The following is a 21413-nucleotide window of genomic DNA, read 5'->3' on the forward strand; positions in this document are numbered from 1 at the left end:
TGGTTTAATTTTAATATGAAGCTTGAAAGGAAGGTCTCTTTGAGCAAATACACCACTATAAGAGTGGGGGGGGTTGCAGATTTTATAGCCTATCCAAAAGACTTTGAGGACGTAAAAGAATGTATAAGAATTTCCCAATGGGAGGACATGCCCCTATTCGTGCTTGGCAGAGGAGCAAATACCATATTCGGAGATTTTCGCGGAATGGTTATAAACACAAAACTTTTGGATGACGTAAAAGTAAAAGATCTTGGTTATGGTTTGGAAGTAACCGCACAGGCTGGTGTGTCCCTAAATACACTCGTTGAGCTTGGACTTAGAGAAAACCTTGAGGGTATATACAAACTCGCTGGCTTTCCTGCCACAGTAGGTGGAGCAATAGCCATGAATGCGGGTGCCTTTGGCTACGAAATTTCAAACCATTTAAAGTCCGTAAAGTTTATGCTTTACAACGGAGAAGTTGTGCAAGAACACAGGGAAAACTTAGAATTTTCCTACAGAAGGTCCCCTTTTCCTGAAAAGGGAATAGTTTTAGAAGCGGTTTTCTTTTTTCCAAAGGTAGACTATCCAATCTATCAGGAATACGAAAGCATAAGGCTAAAAAGAAAAAAAACCCAGCCTGTTCAGATGCCAACCGCCGGCTCTACCTTTAAAAATCCACCTTCCCACAGCGCAGGGAGGCTCTTAGAGGAAGTTGGTATGAAGGGCTACAAGTTGGGAAACATAGCCTTTTCCGAAAAACACGCCAACTTTCTTGTGAATTTAGGAAAGGCGAGCTTTGAAGAGGTTATTAAAATTATTGATGTAGCAAAAAGAAGAGTTTTAGAAGAGTTTGGTGTTGAGCTTGAGGAGGAGGTAAGGTTAATTGAAAGTAGTAGTCCTTATGGGTGGAAGGTCTGCGGAGCGTGAGATCTCGCTAAGGACAGGTCAAGCAGTTTTAAAGGCTTTGCAGGAACTTGGACACGAAGCTATAGCCTTAGACTTAGAGGATTCAATATGTGAAAAGCTAAGACAGATAAAGCCGGATAAAGTGTTTATAGCTTTGCATGGTCCCTACGGAGAAGACGGAAGGATTCAGGGACTTTTGGACATTCTTGGCATTCCATACGTAGGTTCAGGCGTTCTCGGTAGTGCCATAGCTATGGATAAAGATACCACAAAGAAGATTTTAAGATTTCATAACATACCCACACCGGATTGGACAGCGGTAAAGTATGGAGAAAAACCCGAATGGAATAAGTTTCCCGCAGTAGTAAAACCTTCCGATCAAGGATCAAGCGTTGGACTCTTTGTGGTAAATAACCAAGAAGAGTTAGAAAGAGCTCTGGAAGAATTGTGGAAGATTACCAAAAAAGCTATCGTGGAAGAGTTCATAGAAGGCAGAGATATAACAGTAGGAATACTAAAACAGCAGACACTCCCACCTATAGAGATAAAACCAAAAAAGGGTATATACGACTACGAAAGCAAATACACAAAAGGTATGAGCGAGTATGAGTTTTTGGAAGAAGAAGGATTGGCAAAGGAGCTGGAGGATCTAGCTCTAAAAGCCCACAATGCCCTTGAATTGAAGGACATGTCCAGAGTAGATTTTAGGGTGGATAAAAGTGGAAGACCCTTTGTTCTTGAAATTAACACCATACCTGGAATGACGGAATTGAGCTTGTTCCCTATGGCTTGTAGAAAAAAAGGTATTGACTTTAAGCTGATGATATCTATGTTAATATGCTAAAGCCTAGTTATGAAAGAGGAAGGGAAAACAAGTTGGAAAACCTGGCTTGAGTATTCCTTAGCCATAGTATGGCTCATCGCTATGGCTTTGGGTGGATTCTTTTTACCAGGTTTTTTAGATACCATACCCTTATTTAAGATAAGGGTAATTCAGGTTTCTGGAACACAAACAGTATCGCCGAACATTATCTCTTCAGCTTGTTATCAAGCTTCAAAGGGCAATTGGCTATTTTTGAGCTCTGATAGACTCTTAGCTGAGGCAAATAAACTTACAAAGAACTCTATAGAGCAAGTAAGGATAAAAAGAGAAATAACCTGGGATGGTGCTAAGATTAACGTTGAGGTTCAGGAAAGGAGGGCTATAGCTTCTGTAGTCCACGATACTAATATTTTGCTGATTGATCATAAAGGTGAATTTTTTTATAACCCAGCGATGGAAGGCATATTGCCAGTTGTATATACTTTTTCCTTTGATTACATAAAAAAACACTTCCCTAATCTAAAGGCCTTTATAGATTTCGTAAAAGAAATGGACCTGAAAATAAAAGAGATTTATGTAACTGATAGAAGTACGATTGTATACGTATCCAGTAATAAGATAGTTTTGCCCCCAATTAGCAGATTAGACTCTTATATGTTTGATAGAATCGAAAAAGTTTATAATAAACTTGAGATGAATTCTACGAGCCTTATTATAATTTCGGGGAGCATGGCTATTATAAAGGAAGACGATTGAAGGCATGAAGACTGTGGCTTCTCTGGACTTAGGCACGAGCAAAATTGTAGCTCTGGTAGCTGAAATTGATAGCTACGGGGACATGCATGTTATAGGTATAGGTGAAGTACCAAGTAAAGGAATAGAGAAAGGACAAATAAAAAGACTGGATTTGGCTGTAGGCTCAATACTACGTGCTATAAAAGAAGCTCAAGAAATGGCCGGTGTTAAACTCAATTCCGTGAATCTTGGAATTTCTTCCCCACTTTTAAAAAGTCAAAATGAAAGGGATACTATAAACATTTCTCCTCAACCTGTTGAAATAGATGAGGCCCAAATAGACAGAATTATAGAGAGGGCGACAACCAGGGCAAGGGAGGAAGGCTATGAGATAATAAGCGCAATCCCAAGAAAGTTTATCTTGGACGAACAGGAAGGAGTTCTTTATCCGGTGGGGCTTCTTGGGTCTAAATTAGCTGCGGAGGTGCATATAGTTAAAGTAGGGACCACACTTCTTAGAAATGTTGAAAAAGCTGTGAAATCAAGCGGTTTGAATATAGCTGATAAATACCCTTCTATAATAGCAAGCGCGGAAGCAGTGCTAACGCAAGAAGAAAAAGAAGAAGGGGCTTTACTTTTAGACATTGGTGCAAGTCTTACGGATTTTATCCTTTTTACGGAAGGCTCTCCCATACTGACTGGAACTATACCTATGGGAGGCAATAGCATAACAAAGGACATTGCCCATTTTATGAAGGTAAACATAGAACAGGCAGAAAGGATAAAACTGGAGCATGGTTTTGCCCTATCCGATTTAGTGAATGACTCAGAGAGGATTAAGATTAAACCTAGGGGTGAGGATAAAGAGGCTATGGTTAGTAAAAAAAGCTTAGCTGAAGTTATACAGATAAGATTGGAGGAGATTGCTGACCGTGTTTTGGAATACATAAATTCTCAAGGAATAAACATTTCCACTATAAATGCGGGCATTATACTAACCGGGGGCTCTTCAAAGCTTGGTGGTATAAAAGAATTTTTTGAAAGGTATATGGATTTACCTGCTAGGATAGGCTATCCTATGGGGGTTATAGGATTAAAAGAAAGGATACAAGATCCAGCTTATTCCACAGCAGTGGGTTTACTTAGATTGAAATCAAGATCTGTGCATGGTTATCCAGTTAATTATCAAAACCCTCAAAATGTGGCGAGCGAGGACAAGATAAAACTTAATGGTTGGTTAGACAAATTAAAATCCTTCTTCAAGGAGGTGCTATGATGAATATAGTAAACCCAACGAGAATAAAGGTATTTGGAATTGGAGGAGGTGGGTCTAACGCGGTCAACAGAATGTATCTTGATATGATTGAAGGTGTGGAGCTTTTTGCTATAAATACCGACGTACAACATCTTACCTCCCTTTCTGTACCTAACAAAATACAGATAGGAGAAAAGGTCACAAGAGGGTTAGGTGCGGGAGCAAGGCCAGAGATTGGAGAACAAGCGGCACTGGAGGATATAGACAAAATAAAGGATGTCCTCAGAAACACAGATATGCTATTTTTAGCTGTAGGACTGGGGGGAGGAACGGGAACTGGCGCAGCGCCTGTGATTGCAGAAGCGGCAAAAGATATGGGCATTCTTACTGTTGCAGTGGTTACAAAACCTTTCAACTTTGAGGGTCAAAAAAGAATGCAAGTCGCATTAGAAGGATTGGAAAGATTAAAGAATGTGGTTGATACTTATATAGTGATAAATAACCAAAAGTTAGTGGAGATTTCGGAGAAAAACTTTAGCATAAAGGATGCGTTCAAGATGGTGGATGATATTTTGTCAAAGGCTGTAAGAGGTATAACGAGCATAGTTGTAACTCCCGCTCTTATAAATGTGGATTTCGCGGATGTGCGCACAGTTATGGAAAAGGGTGGGCTAGCGCTTATAGGTATAGGTGAGGGTAAGGGTGATAACAAAAGAGACTTTGCAGTAGATCAAGCCATAGCAAGCCCTCTATTGGAAGGGAATACAGTCTCTGGAGCAAGAAGACTACTGATTACCCTTTGGGTGAGCGAAGATGTATCCTTCAGAGATGTAGAGGGGACCATAAGTAGAATTAGAGAAGAAGCACACGAAGATGCTCTGATTATATTTGGAGCAATACTAGAGCAGAACAAAGAGAACTTTATGCGTGTTGCAGTGGTGGCTACAGATTTTGAAAATGTAAATCAGCAAACACAGTTTCGTGTTCTAAAGAAGGAACAAAAACAACTACCAAAAGTGGTGCCGGAATCTGTGGTAGAACCCGTTCAGCCCGATATAGAGGAACTACCTGCATACCTACGCAGAAAGAGAAAAATTTGAGAAAAATAGATACTAGAGCTGATAAGGTTTTAGCTTTTTTGTTGGGTATTATATACGGCTACAGGGGAGTCTTAGTTGAGGTAAAAAGGAAAGATATTTTCCGATACAATGAAGAAGAGCATTTGGAGGATAGAGTATATTTTCTCAACAGGAAGACGGGATACGCAGGGAAATTAAAACCATCCGAATTTACTCACATCTGTGCAATAAGGGAGTGCAAAGAAGAACGGAAGTTAATAATATTTTTGTACAAGTAAATTTTTATAATTAATAACTACCTTGAATGAAGCGTAAACATATGACCTTGCTTGACCTATATAGGGAAACTATGATTCCCAACACAGTTTGTCTTATGGATATACTAAAAAAGGTATTTTACTTTCACGAAAGAAAATGCAGGAAGTTTTCCCTTGTGCTTGTTGACATAGATAATTTGAGAGGTATAAACAAACAGAAGGGTTATTCTGTAGGCAATCAAATACTTGTAACTGTGGCAAACATAATCGGCGAAAGCGTTAGAAGAAACGATATAGCTGGAAAGTACAAAAGTGGTAGTTTTCTAATAATACTACTAGAGACAGACAAAGATGGTGCTCAAATGGTAGTAAGTAGATTAGAGAGTAAAATGTCAAATCTGGAAGTTGACGGTATGCCTGTCAAAATTACGTTTGGTATTTGCACCTATCCGGAAGATGGAGAAAGTCCTGATGATTTAATGGAGTTTTTAGAAGAAAAAGTTGCCGAAGCCAAGAGAAAGAAAGAAGCCATAGTTTATACTAAGAGATCGGTAAGACAGTATATAGGCTTAGATAATATAATTTCAGCAATAGAAGAAAACAGGGTAGTTCCTGCATTCCAACCCATATTGAATCTTAGAGACAAATCAATCGAAGGTTACGAAGTGCTCATGCGTCTGAAAGTTGGAGATGAGTATCTTCCCGCGTCAGCTTTTATAGATCAAGTTTCAGAGCTATCTTTTCTAACGGTTTTTGAGGAAATTGTTTTTGATAAGGCAATCAAAATATGGAAAAGTGGTAAGATAAAAGGTAAATTGTTTTTTAATATGCCCTCTAATTTTGTTAACTATTTAGCGAAAGGCAAAGCTAAGCTAAGAGATTTTAAGGAGGAATTACTAAATGCAGGTATAGGACCTGAAAATGTAGTCATTGAAATACCAGAAAGTAAAATAACAGCTACAACAGATGAATTAATTGAGGTAGTTAACAATATAAAATCTTTGGGTTTCAAGGTGGCCGTTGATGATTTTGGAGTTGAAAACTCCTCTGTAGAAAGGTTGTTGAAGACAAAACCAGACATGGTTAAAGTGGATGGCTTTTTTCTAAAGGAAGGAAGAAATATGCTAAGATGGATAATAGCGGGACTAAAAAGGTTAGGCTATAGGGTGGTTATAGAACACATAGAGAGTAATGAGGACTTAGAGCTTGCAATTAAGTATGGTGCGGATTACGCCCAAGGTTTTTACATAGGTAAGCCTGAGGTAATACTTTGAAGGACTTTTTGATCCCAGCCATAGACTTAAGGGATGGAAAGGTGGTCAGATTATACAAGGGGGAGGAGGAAAAAGTTAAGGTTTATTCAAACAATCCAGAGGAAATTGCCAAGCTATTTGAAGATTTTGGATTTAAGCGTATTCATGTAGTGGATCTGGACGGTGCCTTTGGTAACACTCTTAAAAATCTGGAAGTTATAAAAAACATCAGAAAGGTTTTTTCTGGTGTTGTGCAGGTTGGTGGAGGTCTGAGAGATTTGCAGACTTTAAAAATTTTTGATGAGATTGGCATAGATCTTTTTGTGGTGGGCACTGTAGCGGTAAAAAGCCCGGAAGTTTTTCAAGAGATGTTAGATTCCTTTCCAGGAAGGGTAGTTCTGTCGGTGGATAGTAAGGGTGGTGTGGTTTCCGTAGCAGGGTGGAAAGAAGGCAGTCCATACACTCCAGATGAGCTTGCCAAGCTTTACGATGAAAAACCTATATGGGGCTATCTTTACACTGTGGTGGAGAAGGATGGCACTTTGGAAGGGATAGACGTGGAGCCTTACGTCAAGCTTAAAAAGGTTGTCAAAAAGCCCGTTCTCGCAAGCGGTGGCGTAGCAAGCATAGAGGATCTTAAAAAATTGAAAGGTTTAGTGGAAGGAGTGGTGGTTGGAAAGGCAATATACGAAGGTAAGATAAAGCTGGAAGAATTAGAATAATGACTATGGAAAGATTTGCGGTGCTTTTGCTCAATATGGGCGGTCCTGACTCTCTGGATGCGGTTGAGCCTTTCTTATTCAACCTTTTTTCAGACCATGACATAATAGAGATTCCAAGGCCAATTCAAAAGCCTATTGCCTTCTTTATCTCTAAGTTCAGGGCAAAGAAAACAAGGCATTACTATGAGCTGATGGGAGGGAAGTCTCCCCAAAGGGAACAAACGGAAATACAAGCCAAGGCACTTCAAAAACTTTTACCAGAGAACTTTACTGTCAAGGTGGCTATGAGGTATTGGAAACCCTTTATAGAGGAAGCAGTAAAGGAAGCTCTGCAGGAGGGTGCAAAGGGCTTTATACTCCTTCCTATGTATCCTCAATACAGCAAAACAACCACTGGCTCCTCTTTCAACGAATTTGACAGAGTATACAAAAGACTCGGACTTAACCTTCCAGTAGTCAAAATAAAATCCTATCACAACCATCCCCTCTACATAAAGGCCATGGTAGAAAACATACTTTCCAGTGTGAAAAGGCCAGAGGAGTACTTCTTTCTATTTACAGCTCACAGTCTGCCGGTTAAAGTCATAGAGAGGGGAGATCCATACAAAGATCAGACGGAAGAAACAGTAAGGCTAATAATGGAGCATTTCCCTAAGGTAGAGTATGCCTTGGGCTATCAGAGCAAAGTAGGTCCAACAAAGTGGCTTAAACCAGAAACGGAAGAGCTTTTGAAAGAGCTTATAAATTCTGGAAGAAAAAGGATAGTACTTATACCAGTTTCCTTTACCTGTGAGCATTCCGAAACGCTATACGAGCTGGACCATCTATACCACAACATGGCAAGGGAGCTTGGAGTGGAAGAGTTTATAAGGGTGCCTACTTTGAAAGACCATCCAACTTATATAGAACTTCTGAAAGAGCTCACTTTAAGTGCTTTTCAAGAGCTTGAAAGGCAACTTTCGGATTTGGCTTACACCCAGTCCAAATCCTGAAACTTTCTAATCCCTGATAAACCAGCATTTTAAGACCATCCAAATATACTGCGCCCCTTTTTTGAGACCACTCCTTCAGAAGGGTGTTTTTTCCGTAAATCAGCTCAAATACCACTTGACCTTCCTTCAAAAGAGAATAGTCAAAAAGCAAATAATCTTCTGTTAGACCTACAGAGGTGGTATTTACGATTATGTGTGCAGAGTCTAAAACCTCTTCAGGTGAGGAAACAGTTTCGGATTTAAAAATTTCCGAAAGATTCTTTGCCTTTTCTTTGGTTCTGTTCCAAAGATAGACCTTAGCATTCTCCTTTTCCAGTGCATACAAAACCGCACGTGCAGAACCACCTGCACCCAAAACCAAAACTGTTTTTCCCTTTAACTCTCCAACAGTCTCCTTTAAGCTGTTTAAAAAACCTATCCAATCTGTGTTATAGCCCTCAGTCCTTTCTCCAAACTTAACAGTATTTACCGCTCCTATTTTTTCTGCATCCGGATGAACAAAGTCCAACATATCAACGATTGCCTCTTTGTGCGGAATGGTTAGGTTTATACCTTTTACATTCAAAGCTTTTAAACCTTCAAAGGCGGTTTTCAACTCCTCCCGCTTTACCTCAAAGGGAACATAAACCGCATTTAAACCTACATACTCAAAGAGCCTATTTTGAAACAGGGGAGAAAGGGAGTGCTTTACAGGATATCCCACCACTCCATAAAGGAAAGTATTACCGGAGATGTTCATAAAATACTGTGTTTTGGAACGGATATTTCTACCTTCTTCACCCAGTTTAAATTGCCTTTAAGAGCAATGTCCACAACATCCTTTAAGGAAGCGTCCACAATGGGACATTCGGTGCATCCACCTTCAAACTGAAGGTATACCGCATCATCCTTTATATCCACCACCCTTAGATCCCCATGATGCTCTTTTAGGGCTGGTCTTATCTTATCCAACACATTTTCTACTTCTTTCAATCTTTCCTTTTCCATCTCATTCCTCCGATTCTCTTATTAAATTTTGTATCTCTAACCAGATTTTTCCCTGAGCATCCTCATCCAAATCCATAAGTCTAAAAAAGCCTTTTATTGTTAGCTTATCTGACACCACATCAACCAAGTCCTCTTCCTCAAGCCTATTTAATCCATATTCCCACAGTATTTTTTTAGCATCTGGATATCTCTCTAAAAGCTCCTTCAGGTTTGTATCCAAGTTCAGCCTTTCTTTCATAGCTCCTTTACCTTCTTGACAAAAAGATGGTATTCGCCATCTTCCTCATAAAGACCTAAAAATTCCTGTCCAGTGGTCTTGCACCAAGCTGGTATATCCTCTACCACACCTGGGTCATCTGCTATCAATTCCAAAATCTGGCCTATTTTCATTTGCCTTATCATCTTTGCGGTTTCTGATATGGGCACTGGGCAGAACGTCCCTACCACATCATGAATCACGTCTGGCTTTATATCATTCAACTCCATGGACCTTCTCCTTAATTATTTTAAGACTTTCTATGGTTTCTTCAGTTGCCGGTTCTGCCCAAAGGCGGGTTTCTTTATCTCCAATCTTTATAAGCACCGTTGCGGGTTCTTTTTTGGAGTATCTGCACACTATGCCTGCTATGATGGGATACTCTTCTTCTGTTGGCATGCCTTTTATAAGCACCAAGGTACCCTTTTGGTCTTCTCTTCTGGCATAACCGTATCGGTTTGTAAAACCTTTTAAAAAGTTTAGCTCCCCTTCGTTCCTTGCCACAATAAGCTTTGCTCCAGAAGGCAAACGGAGATGTCTACCCACAGACAGAATTAACAAATCCTCCTTAGTTATCCTCCCCTCTACATTTAACGTTTCTCTAAACTTTAGGGCATAGTTTGGATCGGTCAGATAACAGCATCCACCAGCTGGCTGTTCGTAGTCAAGGCCGTATTTTTTAGCAAGCTCTATTTGCACTTTCCTTCCTCTACCCCTGATCCCAAGGAGCTTTTCTCTATCTATCCATCCGAGCTTTTCCGGGATGGTAGGTGGCAGAAGTTTTGCAGAGAGCGGTCTTAGGATGTAGCCTTCCAAACCAGATTCTTTTTCTATGAGTCTGAGCGTGTTCATCCTTTGACTCATAGGCCTTTGTCCTAAGACCTCTCCTGTTATAACAAAGTGATAACCTCTTTCCTGCATTATCTCCTTAGCTTTTCTGAGCATCATTATCCTACAATCTATGCACGGATTTACATTAGCACCGTATCCATACTTTGGATTTAACACCACATCAAAGTATTCTTCCGATATGTCTACTATTTCTAAAGGCACGTTTAGTTGAACCGCAGCTTTAAGGGCTGGGTTTGTGTAATGAGAGCCATCCTTTTTCTTTATGCCAAGCCTTCTTTTATGCTCGGTTATGCAAAAGCCTGTATAAAAATGGAAGGCATGAACCTGAATACCTTGCTCCTGTATAAGCTTTATGGCCAAGCTACTGTCAAGCCCTCCAGAAAGGAGGGCAAGGGCTTTTACGTCACTCATAGGGACAAAAATTCAAATTCGCTCTTTTCTTCCTCTTCTTCTTCATAACAACCTGGAATTTGCTCCGCTTCTTCCAACCTTCCCTGTTTGATAAGGTAATCCTTTATGGCCACGTGTAGAGTTTCCAAGCCAAGGTTTGTGCAGTGGATCTTTTGCGGTGGAAGACCCCCAAGTTCGTCAAAGATGTCTTTGTAAGTAAGGTTGAGTGCATAGTCTATAGTCTTGCCCTTTATCATCTCAGTAAGCTGAGAGGAAACTGCTATAGCAGAACCACACCCGAAGGTTTTAAACCTAACATCCTCTATAACGTCCGTCTCTGGATTTACCTTTATGGTAAACAGCATGGCGTCTCCACAGGCAGGATTTCCACACTGACCTATTCCGTTTGCGTCCTCCAAAACGCCCACGTTCCTTGGGTTCAAAAAGTGGTCAAGCACCTTTTCGCTGTATTCAAACATGTTTAACACCTCCTACAAGTAAGATGAGCTTATAGTTTAGGACTTGCTGGGAAGCTTTCAATGATTATTATCAACTATTAAGCTCATAGATTTTAGCTTTAAGCTCCTCTATAGAATCTTCTATACTCAATCCCAAAAACTCCAAAAATCTTTCCACACTTACCCACCTTTTTAAAACCATTCCCTGAGTGATCAGCCTTTGGAAAGGTTCGACGTCTTTGACAAGCCCAAGATCATAAAGGAACTTTTGGAAAAAGCGGGCATAAAGGAGATGCAAGACCGCATGCTCTATCCCACCTATGTAATAATCCACAGGCATCCAACGATCTACCTTCTCCTTGTCAAAGATCTCTTTGTCGTTCTTTGGGTCGCAGAACCTTAGAAAATACCAAGAGGAATCAAAGAAGGTATCCATTGTATCTGTTTCTCTTCTGGCAGGTCCTCCACACTTTGGACAAGTGGTATTTACCCATTCTTCCACCTGGGCTAAGGGATTACCGTGTCCGGATATGCTAACGTTTTCTGGAAGCAGTACGGGCAGTTGGTCCTCTGGCACGGTAAGTGTTCCGCATCTATCACAGTAGATTATGGGTATAGGCGTTCCCCAGTATCTTTGACGGGATATGTTCCAGTCTCTGAGTTTGTAAGTTATTTTAAATTCTCCCAAACCTCTTTCCTTTAGCCACTGGGTTATTGCCTTTTTTGCACTCTGAGAGTCCATGCGGTCAAACTGTCCGGAGTTTATCAGCACGCCTGGTCCTTCGTATGCTTTATCCTTTGGTAGTTCCCCTTCAAGAGGTTTTATAACAGGTTTTATGGGAAGTCCATACTTTATGGCAAACTCGTAATCCCTTTGGTCGTGGGCAGGCACGCACATTATGGCACCAGTTCCGTATTCGTAGAGCACGTAGTTTGCGGTCCATACTGGAATCTTTTCTCCATTGGCGGGATTTACCGCATAAACTCCTAAAAACACTCCCTCTTTCTCTTCCTGTATTCCCCTTTCTCTGGAAGACATGCTCTTCATTTTTTTAACAAAAGCTTCCGCTTCTTCTAACCTCCCACCTTCCTTGGCAAGGCTTAAGGTAAGTGGATGCTCCGGTGCAAGCACTACGAAGGTAGCCCCAAAGACCGTGTCCGGTCTTGTGGTAAAAACCTCTATAGGAGTATCTCCCACAAAGAACTTAAGAATGGCTCCTTCGGACCTTCCTATCCAGTTTTTTTGCTGAATGATAACCCTCTCAGGCCACTTACCCTCCAAGAGTTTTAGGTCTTCCAAAAGTCTCTCTGCATAGTCAGTGATCTTTATATACCAAGAGGGAACCTCCTTTCTGATTACTGGTGTGGAACATCTCCAGCATCTTCCATCTATCACCTGCTCGTTTGCCAAAACTGTCTCGTCGTTCGGACACCAATTTACCTCCGCCTCCTTTCTGTAAACCAGCCCCCTTTCGTAGAGCTTTATGAATATCCACTGGTTCCACTTGTAATATTCAGGGTCGCATGTGGCTATTTCTCTGTCCCAGTCGTAAGAAAGTCCTAAGCTTTGAAGCTGTTTTTTCATGTAGGCTATGTTTTCTTTGGTCCATTTAGCCGGATGCACTCCGTGCTTTATGGCAGCGTTTTCCGCAGGAAGGCCAAAGGCATCCCACCCCATCGGGTGAAGAACGTTTTTACCCTTCATCCTCAAAAAGCGAGCTAAAGCATCCCCGATGGTGTAGTTTCTAACGTGCCCCATATGAATCCTACCAGAAGGGTAGGGAAACATCTCAAGAACATAACACTTATCACCAGACTCTTTGGTAGAATACACCTTTTCTCTTTCCCAAATCTCCTGCCACTTTTTTTCTATTTCATTTGGATTATACTGCTTCTCCATGCCAAGGTATTTATTATAATTCTCAAGCCATGGAAAGCACTGCTTTGATGACTGACCTTTACGAACTTACAATGGCACAGAGCTACTTAGAGCACGGAAAAACAGGAAAGGCTGTTTTTAGTCTGTTTGTCAGAAGGCTTCCAAAGGAAAGGAATTTCTTAGTGGCTGCTGGTCTTGAGACTCTGATAAAGCTCTTAGAAAACTACAGGTTTGGAGATAAGGAATTACAGTATCTGAAAGGCTTAGGCATATTCAAAGATTGGTTTTTGGACTATTTGAGGGAGTTAGAGCTTGACCTTGACTTTTACGTTATGGAAGAGGGAACCATATTCTTTCAAAATGAGCCTATCCTTCAGGTAGAGGGTTCGCTTCCAAAAGCCCAGCTGATAGAAACGCTTGTTATAAATACCATACACTTTGAAACTGTTATAGCCTCAAAGGCTGTTAGAAGCTACCTTGCAGCTAAGGGTAGGGCCTTGGTGGATTTTGGTTTAAGGAGGGCCCATTCTCCTATGTCTGGGCTTTTAGGGGCAAGGGCTTGTTATGTAGCAGGTTTCAACGGAACATCAAACCTTCAAGCTGGTATGCAGTATGGAATACCAGTATTTGGCACCATGGCTCATTCTTACGTCATGATCTTTGATGAAGAGGAGGAAGCTTTTAGAGCTTTTGCAAAGAGCTTTCCAGACAGGGTCTTTCTTTTGATAGATACCTACAATACGGTTGAAGGGGCCCGCAAGGCTTTAAAACTTATGAGGGATGGAATCAAAGTCTTGGGTGTGAGAATAGACAGCGGAGATATTCCCCAGCTTTGCAGAGAAGTTAGAAAACTTTTTGACGAAGAAGGTTTTAAGGAGGTGAAAATTTTGGTCAGTGGTGGGGTGGACGAGTATGACATAGAGCAGTGGCTTTCGGAAGGGGTGCCTATAGATGCCTTTGGCGTAGGGACAAAGGTCCTAACTTCCTCAGACGCACCATACTTGGACATAGCCTATAAACTGGTGGAATATGAAGGGAAACCTAAGTTCAAGGAAAGCCCCGGGAAAAAGACCTTTCCTTACAAAAGACAGGTATTAAGACACTTCAAGGATGGGAAATTTTACTACGACAGAGTGATTAGATACAAAGAAGGTGGGCTTGTAAAAAGGCTAACATTTCCACTACCAACATTAAAGGAAATCAGAGAGAAGCTCTTGGAGCAATTAAACCAGCTACCAGATGAGCTCAAAAGACTGCAAAAGGTCGAATACAAGGTAGAGGTAGAGTATTGATAGGTGTGGATATAGTTTCCAACAGGAGGATAAAAGAGGTAGTGGATAGATTTGGAGAGAGGTTTCTAAAACGCATATACACGCCTGTTGAGATTGAATACTGTAAAGCTCGGGCGGACTTCATAGCCTGCTTATCTGCCAGATGGGCTGGGAAGGAGGCAGTTTTAAAGGCTGTATATCAGCATACTGGCATCCTTTTAAAGTTTTCTGAGATAGAAATACTCGGGGACTTTGGCAAACCTGCAAAGGTTAAACTCTTAAGAGAAGGGTTAGAAGATCTTAACCTTTTGATCTCCCTATCGCACGAAAAAGAGTATTCGGTAGCGGTTGCCTTTATAATAAGGTAGGCCTATAATGTATGTAAATGATTACTTTAAAAGAGCTTGCCCTTTTTTTGCATGTGCTCTTTGCCTGCGTCTGGGTAGGTGGGATGTTGGCCCTTGTTCTTGTAGAGGCTTAGTTTTTATGGCACATTCCTATCCTTGACAGGTCTCTTCATAACAGGCTTGATAAATATACATTACATTATTGGTTTTTCACAGCTTATTGACTTCTCAAATCCTTACGTGAGGACACTTTTGCACAAACTCCTTGCCTTTGGTGGAGTAGTCATCTTATCCTTAAGCCACGACCTTTATTTTGGCAAAAGGGCATACGAAAGAAGAATAAACCTCTATATTGCAAGGCTGTTGGGATTTTTAAACCTTTTTTTGTCTCTGTTGATAGTATTCTTTGCAATAAAACTTAGGTTTGGAGGTTAGCCATGGCAAAGGTGATCTCTACTTCTGAAAGGGAGTTTTCCCAGCTTATGCCCACGAAGAAGATGCTTCTAAATGAAGACAGCTGGGGATTATGTTCTTTACGAAAGGGAGGAGCCTCACGGGTTTTATGCCTTAGGGGATATGACAGTTTTAGCTTTTGTGTTTTAGGTTCTTCCTAAGTTTTTCAAAAAGTGCAAAATAGCCACAAACCAAAGCCTTGCTATTTGCCAATCTATGGCGTCGTAATTGTCGCAGATCGTATGTCTGATAGGAAGTGGATGAGAGCTTAAAAACAGAGTTTTTAGCCCTAACTTTTTGAACGGTATGTGGTCGCTTTTTGCAGACGGAACTGCCTTTAGCTGAGCTTCCAATCCTACCTGCTTTGCTATTCTATAAAACTTTTCAGATAGTTCGTAATCGTTGTATCCATCGCTGTCCCTGTATATAATCGCTGGACTGCTCCATCCTATACCATCTAAGTTTAGGCAGTAGTATGCGTGTTTTATTACCTTGCTTAGGTGATGTTTGGCACCTTCCAAACCTACTTCCTCGCAGTCAGTTATAAGAACTCTGATCCTAAAGGGAATCCTAAAATCTTCCCTTAGCTCTTGGTAGATGTAAGGTAGTATGAAGGATGCCAGCCCATTGTCCACCGCTCCATAGGTTTCTGGCTTTGTGTCCATGTGAGCCACCAGATAGACTACAGGACCTTTCCCCAGCTCAAGCAGTATGTTGCTACACCTGATAACTTCTTCCTTACTTTTCACGTAAAGTTTAGCGTAAAAATCCTTCACCTTTGGAAGGTCGCTTTTTTTAATAGAGACTATAGCCAGGTCTTCTTGTACCCCACCGTAGAATATATGGTCCAAGCTATTAAGATAGCATACTACCGCTTTTACATTCTTGCTTTTTATTAGTTCAAAGTTTATGCTCTTTGCTTCTTGAAGGGCTATGTCTCCTTCTACAAAGTTTTCCTTTACGTATCCCTCAAAAGTCCCGCTTAAGCTTCCAACAAAAGGGAAAGCTCTAATATAATGCTCGTTTACCTTCAGATAGGCTCCAATTGGCACACGCTTTTTTACTAAAAAATTCTCTTCCACAAAAGGAATCCCCTTTTCCCTAAGAAGATTTTTTATAATGCTTTTTGCCTCTTTGTGCTCCTTGGTGCCAGGAAATCTGTTTAATGTCAGGTACTCGTAGGATCTTTCTCTTAGCTCTTCGTATGTTTCACTTTTCATAAACAGGTGTGAGCCAGACTTTGTATCTATCTATCCTACCACTAACAGCTTTAAAGTACAATTCCTGAAGTTCCTTAGTGATAATTCCTACCTTTCCCCCGTTTATCTTTCTGTTATCTATCTCTATCACGGGAGTTATCTCCGCCGCTGTTCCTGTCAGAAAGACCTCGTCAGCCACATAAAGCTCGCTTCTTGCCACTGGCCTTTCCTCAACCTCAAGCACGAGTTCATTCTTCGCAAGCTTTATAACAGCAGATCTGGTTATACCTTCCAGTATGTGCTCTGAATATGATGGAGTTATAAGCTTTCTACCTCTTACTATAAATATATTTTCCCCAGAGCCCTCAGCTACAAAACCATTTTGATTGAGCATTATAGCCTCATCGTATCCAGCAAGGAGAGCTTCGGTCTTTGCCAAAGCACTATTTACATAAGCACCCGATACCTTCCACCTGGAAGGGATAGAGTTGTCATCATTCCTAATCCAAGACGATACTTTAACCCTAACCCCCCTTGAAGTGTCTAAATACCTTCCAAATTTGTAAATGTATATAGCCACGGTTGGAGTAAAACCAATAAGCTTTGGAGTTAATGCAAGGTCCTTAAAGTAAGCTATAGGTCTTATATAAACATCTTCCTTTATTTGGCTTTTTATTAGAATCTCCTTGGTAATATTCACAAGGTCTTCCACAGAGTACTTAAGCTCCATGAACATAGCCTTACAGTTGTTTATGAGCCTCTGGTAGTGCTCTTTGGCAAAGAGTATGTAAAGCTGCTCTTCTTCCTCATTCCAATAGGCTCTTATACCCTCAAAAATGGCTGTGCCGTAGTGAAAAGAATTTGTCTTTATACTGATCTTTGCTTCTTCAACTGGAACCACACAGTCCTCAAAGAAGGCATATTCCATAGGTAATGTATTATACATCAATCCATGTTTCTGATATATCTTGAGAGTGAGCCAAGTCCATGTAGGGAAGCCAACTCAGGTGTTTCAAAGTGCTTGGCAAGTTCTAAAGGTAACCAAAGGGAAAAAGATGGTATTTAAAGAACATAGCTAACAGAGCACTTGCTATAATATCGCATATATTAAATATTATGCTTTTGGAAGGCTACAAGGGACCTATAGACTTACGGTATATGGATTACAAAGAACTCGAGCAACTCGCCCAAGAGGTAAGAGACTACATAATAGATGTAACTGCCAAAAATGGTGGGCATGTGGCTCCGGGTCTTGGAGTGGTTGAGCTAACCATAGCCTTACTTAGGGTTTTTGATCCTCCAAAGGATGTTATAGTTTGGGATATTGGACACCAGGCTTATCCTTGGAAGATCCTCACAGATAGAAAGGATCAATTTCTTACATTAAGGCAGTATGAAGGCATATCTGGGTTTCTCAGAAGGGAAGAAAGTCCCTACGACGCCTTTGGTGCAGGGCACAGCTCCACATCCATATCTGCGGGTTTAGGTTTCAGGGTTGGTAAGGATCTTCTCAAGAGAGATGGATACGTGGTTGTGGTTATAGGTGATGGTGCCATGACTGCCGGTATGGCTTTTGAAGCCCTAAACAACGCAGGTCATTTAAGACCGAGCAAGTTTATAGTCATACTGAATGACAATGAGATGTCCATATCTCCAAATGTTGGAGCCATATCAACCTATCTTAGTAAGATCATAAGCGGGCACTTTGTGCAAGAAACCCGTCAAAAGGTAAAACGTATAGCAGAACATCTTGGAAGCCCTGCCAAAAGATTAGTAAAGCTTACAGAAGAGTTCTTAAAGGGTATTATCTCCCCTGGGATAATATTTGAAGAACTGGGCTTTAACTACATAGGTCCGGTGAATGGACACGACCTACCAGCTTTAGAAACAACCCTGAAAAATATAAAGGACATAGAAGGTCCAGTTCTTCTCCACATATACACTAAAAAGGGTAAAGGATACAAGCCAGCGGAAAACGACCCGGTTACTTGGCACGGGGTAGCTCCCTACAAGAGAGAATCTGGAGAGTTTATAAAAAAGCCCTCTCCTCCCACTTGGACTTCAGTTTTTGGAAAAGCTATCGTGGAGATGGCAGAAAAGGATGAAAAGATAGTGGTTATAACACCGGCTATGAAGGAAGGTTCAGGTCTTGTGGAGTTTGCCAAGAGGTTTCCAGAAAGGTTTTTTGACGTGGGCATTGCGGAACAGCACGCATGCACCTTTGCAGGAGGACTAGCAGCGGAGGGCCTAAAGCCAGTGGCCTGTTACTACTCTACATTCTTACAGAGAGCCTACGACCAGGTCATACACGACATAGCCCTTCAGAAGCTACACGTGGTTTTTGCCATAGACAGAGGGGGACTTGTGGGGGAGGACGGGCCAACCCATCACGGAGTTTTTGACCTATCCTATCTTAGGATAGTGCCAAACATGATAGTTTGCGCGCCAAAGGATGAGCAAGAACTGGTTGATTTGCTGTACACTGGACTAAACCAAACCCTTCCCTTTGCCCTTAGATATCCGAGAGGTCCAGCTTACGGCGTGCCAGTAGAAGAACCGAAAAACGTACCCATAGGCTCTTGGGAGGAGCTTTTAGACGGAGAAGATGGTGTAATCCTTGCGGTGGGCTATCCTGTATATCAGGCACTAAGAGCAGCAGAAGAACTCAGAAAGGAAGGTATAAAAATGGGAGTGGTAAATGCAAGGTTTGTAAAGCCCATGGATGAGTCTATGCTTTTGGACCTTTGCTCAAGGTATGATCTGTTTATAACCGTAGAGGACAACACCATAGTGGGGGGGTTTGGTTCTGGAGTTTTGGAATTTCTTTCCAGAAAGGGGATCGTTAAAAAAGTAATCATGCTTGGAGTCCCGGATAGGTTTGTAGAGCACGGAAATCAGAATCTCCTCCGGAATTTAGTAGGAATAGATGCGGAAGGTATAGCAAGAAGTATAAGGCAAGCTTTGAAGAAGGTGTTTTAAACTTTTAATTATGCTCTTTTTAGCTTTATTCCTTTACCTTGTTTCCTCCTTTTTTGGTATTTACAATCTTCTAACCTCAAAGTCTCACAGATTTTTAGCCAATGGGTTTATGGGCTTAGCCTTAATTTGTTATTTTATATACTTTGCCCTTAGATACTTAGATCAAAATACCTTTCCCTTTGGTGATATCTATGGCTTTTTTTCCCTGCTTGGCAACCTTTTAGTCTTAGCTTTTATTCTCCTATCATACAAATACAGCAGGCTGCTTTACTTTAGCTATATGGCCGCTTTTATAGGGTTTCTTTCCACGCTCTTTGCTTTGCCCTCTTCTCCTTCTCCATACAAAAGCACTCTTTACGGTTTACACCTTATATCTGCATCACTAAGCTATTTGTTTGCTTTTCTGGGTGGCATGTCCTCTTCTCTTAAGCTGCTAATAGAGAGAGGATTAAAGACACATACCCTTTTTCAAGCTTACGTTCCTTTAAACAGCTTGATAACAGCAGAGAGATTATTTACAAGCTTAGCTTTTTTAGGTTTTACTATAACCTTAGTGTTTGGCAGTTTTTGGACACGCTCCCAATTTGGAAAGCACTGGATAGACGACCCAAAACTTGTAATAACCCTTCTTCTTTGGATTTACTATGCTATACTTTCTCACTTGAACTTACTCAAAAAGATCAAGCCAAAAAGGTTTTCAGAAGGGGTTATGATAGGAACTCTTTTATCTATTATTAGTCTCCTTTTTGTTAGGCATAGCATATAAATAAGGTTGCTTACAGCACTTACATACCAGCGGTCCATGAGTCTATTCTGCCTTCTTCATCCACCGCAAGCCACAGATAATAGCTCTTACATAAACCCAAAAAGCAAACGTATATATCACTTGAAGCGCTCTTCCTACAGCATGGAACCATTCTCTTTATGCTTACCTTGTAATCTTTGCCACTTAAAAACTCTGTTAAGGATTTCCTCTATTGCTTTTAGTGTTTTGATCAGTTCAGCTTATAACCGCTAAAAGTTGACATCCTGAATAACTTAATGTATTGAAGCTTGGTAAAAGTTTGGTTTATTTATCTTACAATTCCATCTGGATTTATTGTGAATGTAATATCTGAGAATTTTCAACTATCTGAAAATACAACGTCAGGTGGTGGAACTTTTATTATACCTTGTTTGTATCCAAGCTCCAAAAGTAGCCTTACTGCCTTTCTGCCATCCTCTCCATAGTCCAGAGTTCTTTGATTTACATACATACTTACGAATCTATCCACTTTTGCTTTGTCTTCCTTTATTTCCCTTGCGTATTTTATGGCAAAGCTGAGGGCTTCTTCTCTGTGGGAGAGTGCATATTCAATGCTTTTTTTCATAAGTCTTTCTATCTTCCTTATAATTTCCTTCCCTAAATCTCTCCTTACCACATTGCAACCCAAGGGTAGTGGAAGGCCAGTTTGGGATTTCCACCATTCCCCTAAATCTACTACTTTTAAAAGTCCTCTTTCTTGGTATCCTAACTGTCCTTCGTGTATTACCAGCCCTGCTTTAACTTGTTCAGATAAAACCGCATCAAGGATTTGGTCAAAAGGATAGACTACCGGTTCAATCTCTGGCTCGTAAAGCTTTAAGACTAAGTAAGCTGTAGTTAAAAGTCCAGGAACGGCTACTTTTTCTCCCTTCAGGCTCTGTAGCTTTTCCTTTGCGACAACCAAAGGTCCATAGCCGTCTCCCACACTTCCTCCACTTGGAAGGACTAAGTATTTATCGGAGATGTATGGATAGACGTGGAAAGAAACTGCAGAAACTTCATAAGTTCCTTTCATTGCATGCTCGTTTAAGGTCTGAATATCCGCCAGCACGTGTTCTATCTGCAAACCTTCTGTGTCTATAATACCAGCGGTTAATGGATAGAACATAAAAGCATCGTCTGCGTCTGGACTGTGAGCTATCCTTATCAGCATGGAAATATAATAAACTAACTGGCTCTAAGCGAAGCATGAACAATCCAAAATTAAAAGATAAAACCAGCACAAAAACAACCCCAAAATAAGAAACTTAACCGACACATCAAGCCCTTTTAATGGACCCCTCCTTTGGTTTAGCGTATCATAGACACCATAAGAAAGCACACCCACGGATAAAAACTGAACAATGCCAGAGTAAAAAAGATAAGTGTAGTTGGATAGATACCAAGATAGGGAAACTAAGATAGAGCTTGTAGCTTGTATGGCCAAATTTATCCATGCCATATCCTAAGGAGAAAGCCTTTCCCTCATAAGCTTGGTGATCCCCTCTGTAAAACCATGGACCTGTCTTTCAAAGGTTGGCATTGCCCTTAGAA

General features: G+C 40.9%; 24 protein-coding genes. 14 read left to right on the forward strand and 10 right to left on the reverse strand.

Translation table 11 applies throughout. The features are described 5' to 3' along the window. Positions 1–15 precede the first annotated feature (15 nt). Genes murB through hemH form a run of 9 tightly spaced genes read left to right on the forward strand, consistent with a single transcriptional unit; the run spans position 16 to position 8004 of the window. The gene (murB, locus tag V7P40_RS05555) at positions 16–909 is read left to right on the forward strand and encodes a UDP-N-acetylmuramate dehydrogenase (protein WP_333784984.1); all 894 of its coding nucleotides are present in this window, start codon (positions 16–18) and stop codon (positions 907–909) included. Continuing rightward, positions 866–1732, forward strand: a complete 867-nt coding sequence (locus V7P40_RS05560) for a D-alanine--D-alanine ligase (protein WP_333784985.1) — start codon at positions 866–868, stop codon at positions 1730–1732. The genes murB and V7P40_RS05560 overlap by 44 nt, the downstream gene beginning before the upstream one ends. 9 nt (positions 1733–1741) lie before the next feature. Next, positions 1742–2467, forward strand: coding sequence for a hypothetical protein (locus V7P40_RS05565; protein ID WP_333784986.1), 726 nt, complete (start codon positions 1742–1744; stop codon positions 2465–2467). A 4-nt stretch (positions 2468–2471) separates the two neighbouring features. Next, entirely contained in the window at positions 2472–3722 is a 1251-nt protein-coding gene (gene ftsA / locus V7P40_RS05570; RefSeq protein WP_333784987.1) for a cell division protein FtsA, read from the forward strand. Continuing rightward, positions 3722–4801 carry a cell division protein FtsZ gene (ftsZ, locus tag V7P40_RS05575; protein WP_333785025.1) on the forward strand — a complete coding sequence of 360 codons (1080 nt, stop codon included), beginning with the start codon at positions 3722–3724 and terminating at the stop codon, positions 4799–4801. The genes ftsA and ftsZ overlap by 1 nt, the downstream gene beginning before the upstream one ends. Continuing rightward, positions 4798–5058, forward strand: a complete 261-nt coding sequence (locus V7P40_RS05580; protein ID WP_333784988.1) for a hypothetical protein — start codon at positions 4798–4800, stop codon at positions 5056–5058. The genes ftsZ and V7P40_RS05580 overlap by 4 nt, the downstream gene beginning before the upstream one ends. Positions 5059–5099: 41 nt before the next feature. Further along, positions 5100–6311 (forward strand): EAL domain-containing protein, encoded by a 1212-nt coding sequence (locus V7P40_RS05585; protein WP_333784989.1) that lies wholly within the window; start codon positions 5100–5102, stop codon positions 6309–6311. Then, positions 6308–7012 carry a 1-(5-phosphoribosyl)-5-[(5-phosphoribosylamino)methylideneamino]imidazole-4-carboxamide isomerase gene (hisA, locus tag V7P40_RS05590; protein ID WP_333784990.1) on the forward strand — a complete coding sequence of 235 codons (705 nt, stop codon included), beginning with the start codon at positions 6308–6310 and terminating at the stop codon, positions 7010–7012. The genes V7P40_RS05585 and hisA overlap by 4 nt, the downstream gene beginning before the upstream one ends. Positions 7013–7017: 5 nt before the next feature. Further along, on the forward strand, positions 7018–8004 hold the full coding sequence (gene hemH, locus V7P40_RS05595; RefSeq protein WP_333784991.1) for a ferrochelatase: 987 nt from the start codon (positions 7018–7020) through the stop codon (positions 8002–8004). Here the strand turns inward: hemH and aroE are convergent. The 7 genes from aroE to leuS form a co-directional block, all read right to left on the reverse strand. After that, on the reverse strand, positions 7934–8743 hold the full coding sequence (gene aroE, locus V7P40_RS05600; RefSeq protein WP_333784992.1) for a shikimate dehydrogenase: 810 nt from the start codon (positions 8741–8743) through the stop codon (positions 7934–7936). The genes hemH and aroE overlap by 71 nt on opposite strands. After that, entirely contained in the window at positions 8740–8991 is a 252-nt protein-coding gene (locus V7P40_RS05605; protein ID WP_333784993.1) for a NifU family protein, read from the reverse strand. The genes aroE and V7P40_RS05605 overlap by 4 nt, the downstream gene beginning before the upstream one ends. Position 8992: 1 nt before the next feature. Further along, the gene (locus tag V7P40_RS05610) at positions 8993–9229 is read right to left on the reverse strand and encodes a DUF1858 domain-containing protein (RefSeq protein WP_333784994.1); all 237 of its coding nucleotides are present in this window, start codon (positions 9227–9229) and stop codon (positions 8993–8995) included. Continuing rightward, positions 9226–9477 carry a sulfurtransferase TusA family protein gene (locus V7P40_RS05615; RefSeq protein WP_333784995.1) on the reverse strand — a complete coding sequence of 84 codons (252 nt, stop codon included), beginning with the start codon at positions 9475–9477 and terminating at the stop codon, positions 9226–9228. The genes V7P40_RS05610 and V7P40_RS05615 overlap by 4 nt, the downstream gene beginning before the upstream one ends. Continuing rightward, a complete protein-coding gene (locus V7P40_RS05620) occupies positions 9464–10510 on the reverse strand; it encodes an asparagine synthase-related protein (RefSeq protein WP_333784996.1) in 1047 nt (348 codons plus the stop codon). Before V7P40_RS05620 ends, V7P40_RS05615 begins: the two co-directional genes overlap by 14 nt. Next, entirely contained in the window at positions 10507–10968 is a 462-nt protein-coding gene (locus V7P40_RS05625; RefSeq protein WP_333784997.1) for an iron-sulfur cluster assembly scaffold protein, read from the reverse strand. The genes V7P40_RS05620 and V7P40_RS05625 overlap by 4 nt, the downstream gene beginning before the upstream one ends. Before the next feature lie 70 nt (positions 10969–11038). Next, positions 11039–12847, reverse strand: coding sequence for a leucine--tRNA ligase (gene leuS, locus V7P40_RS05630; protein WP_333784998.1), 1809 nt, complete (start codon positions 12845–12847; stop codon positions 11039–11041). Positions 12848–12876: 29 nt separating this feature from the next. On the opposite strand from leuS, the gene V7P40_RS05635 reads away from it, so the two are divergent. The 3 genes from V7P40_RS05635 (at position 12877) to V7P40_RS05645 (ending at position 14879) form a co-directional block, all read left to right on the forward strand. After that, entirely contained in the window at positions 12877–14118 is a 1242-nt protein-coding gene (locus V7P40_RS05635) for a nicotinate phosphoribosyltransferase (protein WP_333784999.1), read from the forward strand. Between the two features lie 5 nt (positions 14119–14123). Further along, positions 14124–14465 (forward strand): holo-ACP synthase, encoded by a 342-nt coding sequence (acpS, locus tag V7P40_RS05640; protein ID WP_333785026.1) that lies wholly within the window; start codon positions 14124–14126, stop codon positions 14463–14465. A 219-nt stretch (positions 14466–14684) separates the two neighbouring features. Next, positions 14685–14879: a hypothetical protein gene (locus V7P40_RS05645; RefSeq protein ID WP_333785000.1), complete on the forward strand. Its 195-nt coding sequence runs from the start codon at positions 14685–14687 to the stop codon at positions 14877–14879. A gap of 164 nt (positions 14880–15043) precedes the next feature. On the opposite strand, the gene V7P40_RS05650 is transcribed toward V7P40_RS05645, so the two are convergent. Both V7P40_RS05650 and ilvE read right to left on the reverse strand, forming a co-directional pair. Beyond that, positions 15044–16117 (reverse strand): M28 family peptidase, encoded by a 1074-nt coding sequence (locus V7P40_RS05650; RefSeq protein ID WP_333785001.1) that lies wholly within the window; start codon positions 16115–16117, stop codon positions 15044–15046. Continuing rightward, positions 16107–17024 carry a branched-chain-amino-acid transaminase gene (gene ilvE, locus V7P40_RS05655; protein ID WP_333785027.1) on the reverse strand — a complete coding sequence of 306 codons (918 nt, stop codon included), beginning with the start codon at positions 17022–17024 and terminating at the stop codon, positions 16107–16109. Before ilvE ends, V7P40_RS05650 begins: the two co-directional genes overlap by 11 nt. 188 nt (positions 17025–17212) lie before the next feature. Here ilvE and dxs point away from each other — a divergent pair, with 188 nt between their 5' ends. Together dxs and ccsA are read left to right on the forward strand one after the other, a co-directional pair. Next, positions 17213–19075, forward strand: a complete 1863-nt coding sequence (gene dxs / locus V7P40_RS05660) for a 1-deoxy-D-xylulose-5-phosphate synthase (protein ID WP_333785002.1) — start codon at positions 17213–17215, stop codon at positions 19073–19075. Between the two features lie 10 nt (positions 19076–19085). Continuing rightward, positions 19086–19841 (forward strand): cytochrome c biogenesis protein CcsA, encoded by a 756-nt coding sequence (gene ccsA, locus V7P40_RS05665; RefSeq protein ID WP_333785003.1) that lies wholly within the window; start codon positions 19086–19088, stop codon positions 19839–19841. A 358-nt stretch (positions 19842–20199) separates the two neighbouring features. Here ccsA and V7P40_RS05670 read toward each other — a convergent pair whose 3' ends face one another. After that, on the reverse strand, positions 20200–21033 hold the full coding sequence (locus V7P40_RS05670; RefSeq protein WP_333785004.1) for an MqnA/MqnD/SBP family protein: 834 nt from the start codon (positions 21031–21033) through the stop codon (positions 20200–20202). Between the last annotated feature and the right edge of the window lie 380 nt (positions 21034–21413).

Origin of the sequence: Thermocrinis sp. (assembly GCF_036781485.1) — a bacterium.
Lineage (GTDB): Bacteria > Aquificota > Aquificia > Aquificales > Aquificaceae > Thermocrinis.

What these genes read in the sequence shown, in the direction of transcription:
- leuS (WP_333784998.1), bottom strand. Translation starts at nt 12,847, where the DNA reads ATGGAGAAGCAGTATAATCCAAATGAAATAGAAAAAAAGTGGCAGGAG.
- ftsZ (WP_333785025.1), top strand. Translation starts at nt 3,722, where the DNA reads ATGAATATAGTAAACCCAACGAGAATAAAGGTATTTGGAATTGGAGGA.
- V7P40_RS05625 (WP_333784997.1), bottom strand. Translation starts at nt 10,968, where the DNA reads ATGTTTGAATACAGCGAAAAGGTGCTTGACCACTTTTTGAACCCAAGG.
- dxs (WP_333785002.1), top strand. Translation starts at nt 17,213, where the DNA reads ATGCTTTTGGAAGGCTACAAGGGACCTATAGACTTACGGTATATGGAT.
- murB (WP_333784984.1), top strand. Translation starts at nt 16, where the DNA reads ATGAAGCTTGAAAGGAAGGTCTCTTTGAGCAAATACACCACTATAAGA.
- ccsA (WP_333785003.1), top strand. Translation starts at nt 19,086, where the DNA reads ATGCTCTTTTTAGCTTTATTCCTTTACCTTGTTTCCTCCTTTTTTGGT.
- V7P40_RS05650 (WP_333785001.1), bottom strand. Translation starts at nt 16,117, where the DNA reads ATGAAAAGTGAAACATACGAAGAGCTAAGAGAAAGATCCTACGAGTAC.
- hemH (WP_333784991.1), top strand. Translation starts at nt 7,018, where the DNA reads ATGGAAAGATTTGCGGTGCTTTTGCTCAATATGGGCGGTCCTGACTCT.
- V7P40_RS05620 (WP_333784996.1), bottom strand. Translation starts at nt 10,510, where the DNA reads ATGAGTGACGTAAAAGCCCTTGCCCTCCTTTCTGGAGGGCTTGACAGT.
- V7P40_RS05670 (WP_333785004.1), bottom strand. Translation starts at nt 21,033, where the DNA reads ATGCTGATAAGGATAGCTCACAGTCCAGACGCAGACGATGCTTTTATG.
- V7P40_RS05605 (WP_333784993.1), bottom strand. Translation starts at nt 8,991, where the DNA reads ATGGAAAAGGAAAGATTGAAAGAAGTAGAAAATGTGTTGGATAAGATA.
- V7P40_RS05615 (WP_333784995.1), bottom strand. Translation starts at nt 9,477, where the DNA reads ATGGAGTTGAATGATATAAAGCCAGACGTGATTCATGATGTGGTAGGG.
- V7P40_RS05565 (WP_333784986.1), top strand. Translation starts at nt 1,742, where the DNA reads ATGAAAGAGGAAGGGAAAACAAGTTGGAAAACCTGGCTTGAGTATTCC.
- V7P40_RS05635 (WP_333784999.1), top strand. Translation starts at nt 12,877, where the DNA reads ATGGAAAGCACTGCTTTGATGACTGACCTTTACGAACTTACAATGGCA.
- V7P40_RS05610 (WP_333784994.1), bottom strand. Translation starts at nt 9,229, where the DNA reads ATGAAAGAAAGGCTGAACTTGGATACAAACCTGAAGGAGCTTTTAGAG.
- ilvE (WP_333785027.1), bottom strand. Translation starts at nt 17,024, where the DNA reads ATGGAATATGCCTTCTTTGAGGACTGTGTGGTTCCAGTTGAAGAAGCA.
- aroE (WP_333784992.1), bottom strand. Translation starts at nt 8,743, where the DNA reads ATGAACATCTCCGGTAATACTTTCCTTTATGGAGTGGTGGGATATCCT.
- ftsA (WP_333784987.1), top strand. Translation starts at nt 2,472, where the DNA reads ATGAAGACTGTGGCTTCTCTGGACTTAGGCACGAGCAAAATTGTAGCT.
- V7P40_RS05585 (WP_333784989.1), top strand. Translation starts at nt 5,100, where the DNA reads ATGACCTTGCTTGACCTATATAGGGAAACTATGATTCCCAACACAGTT.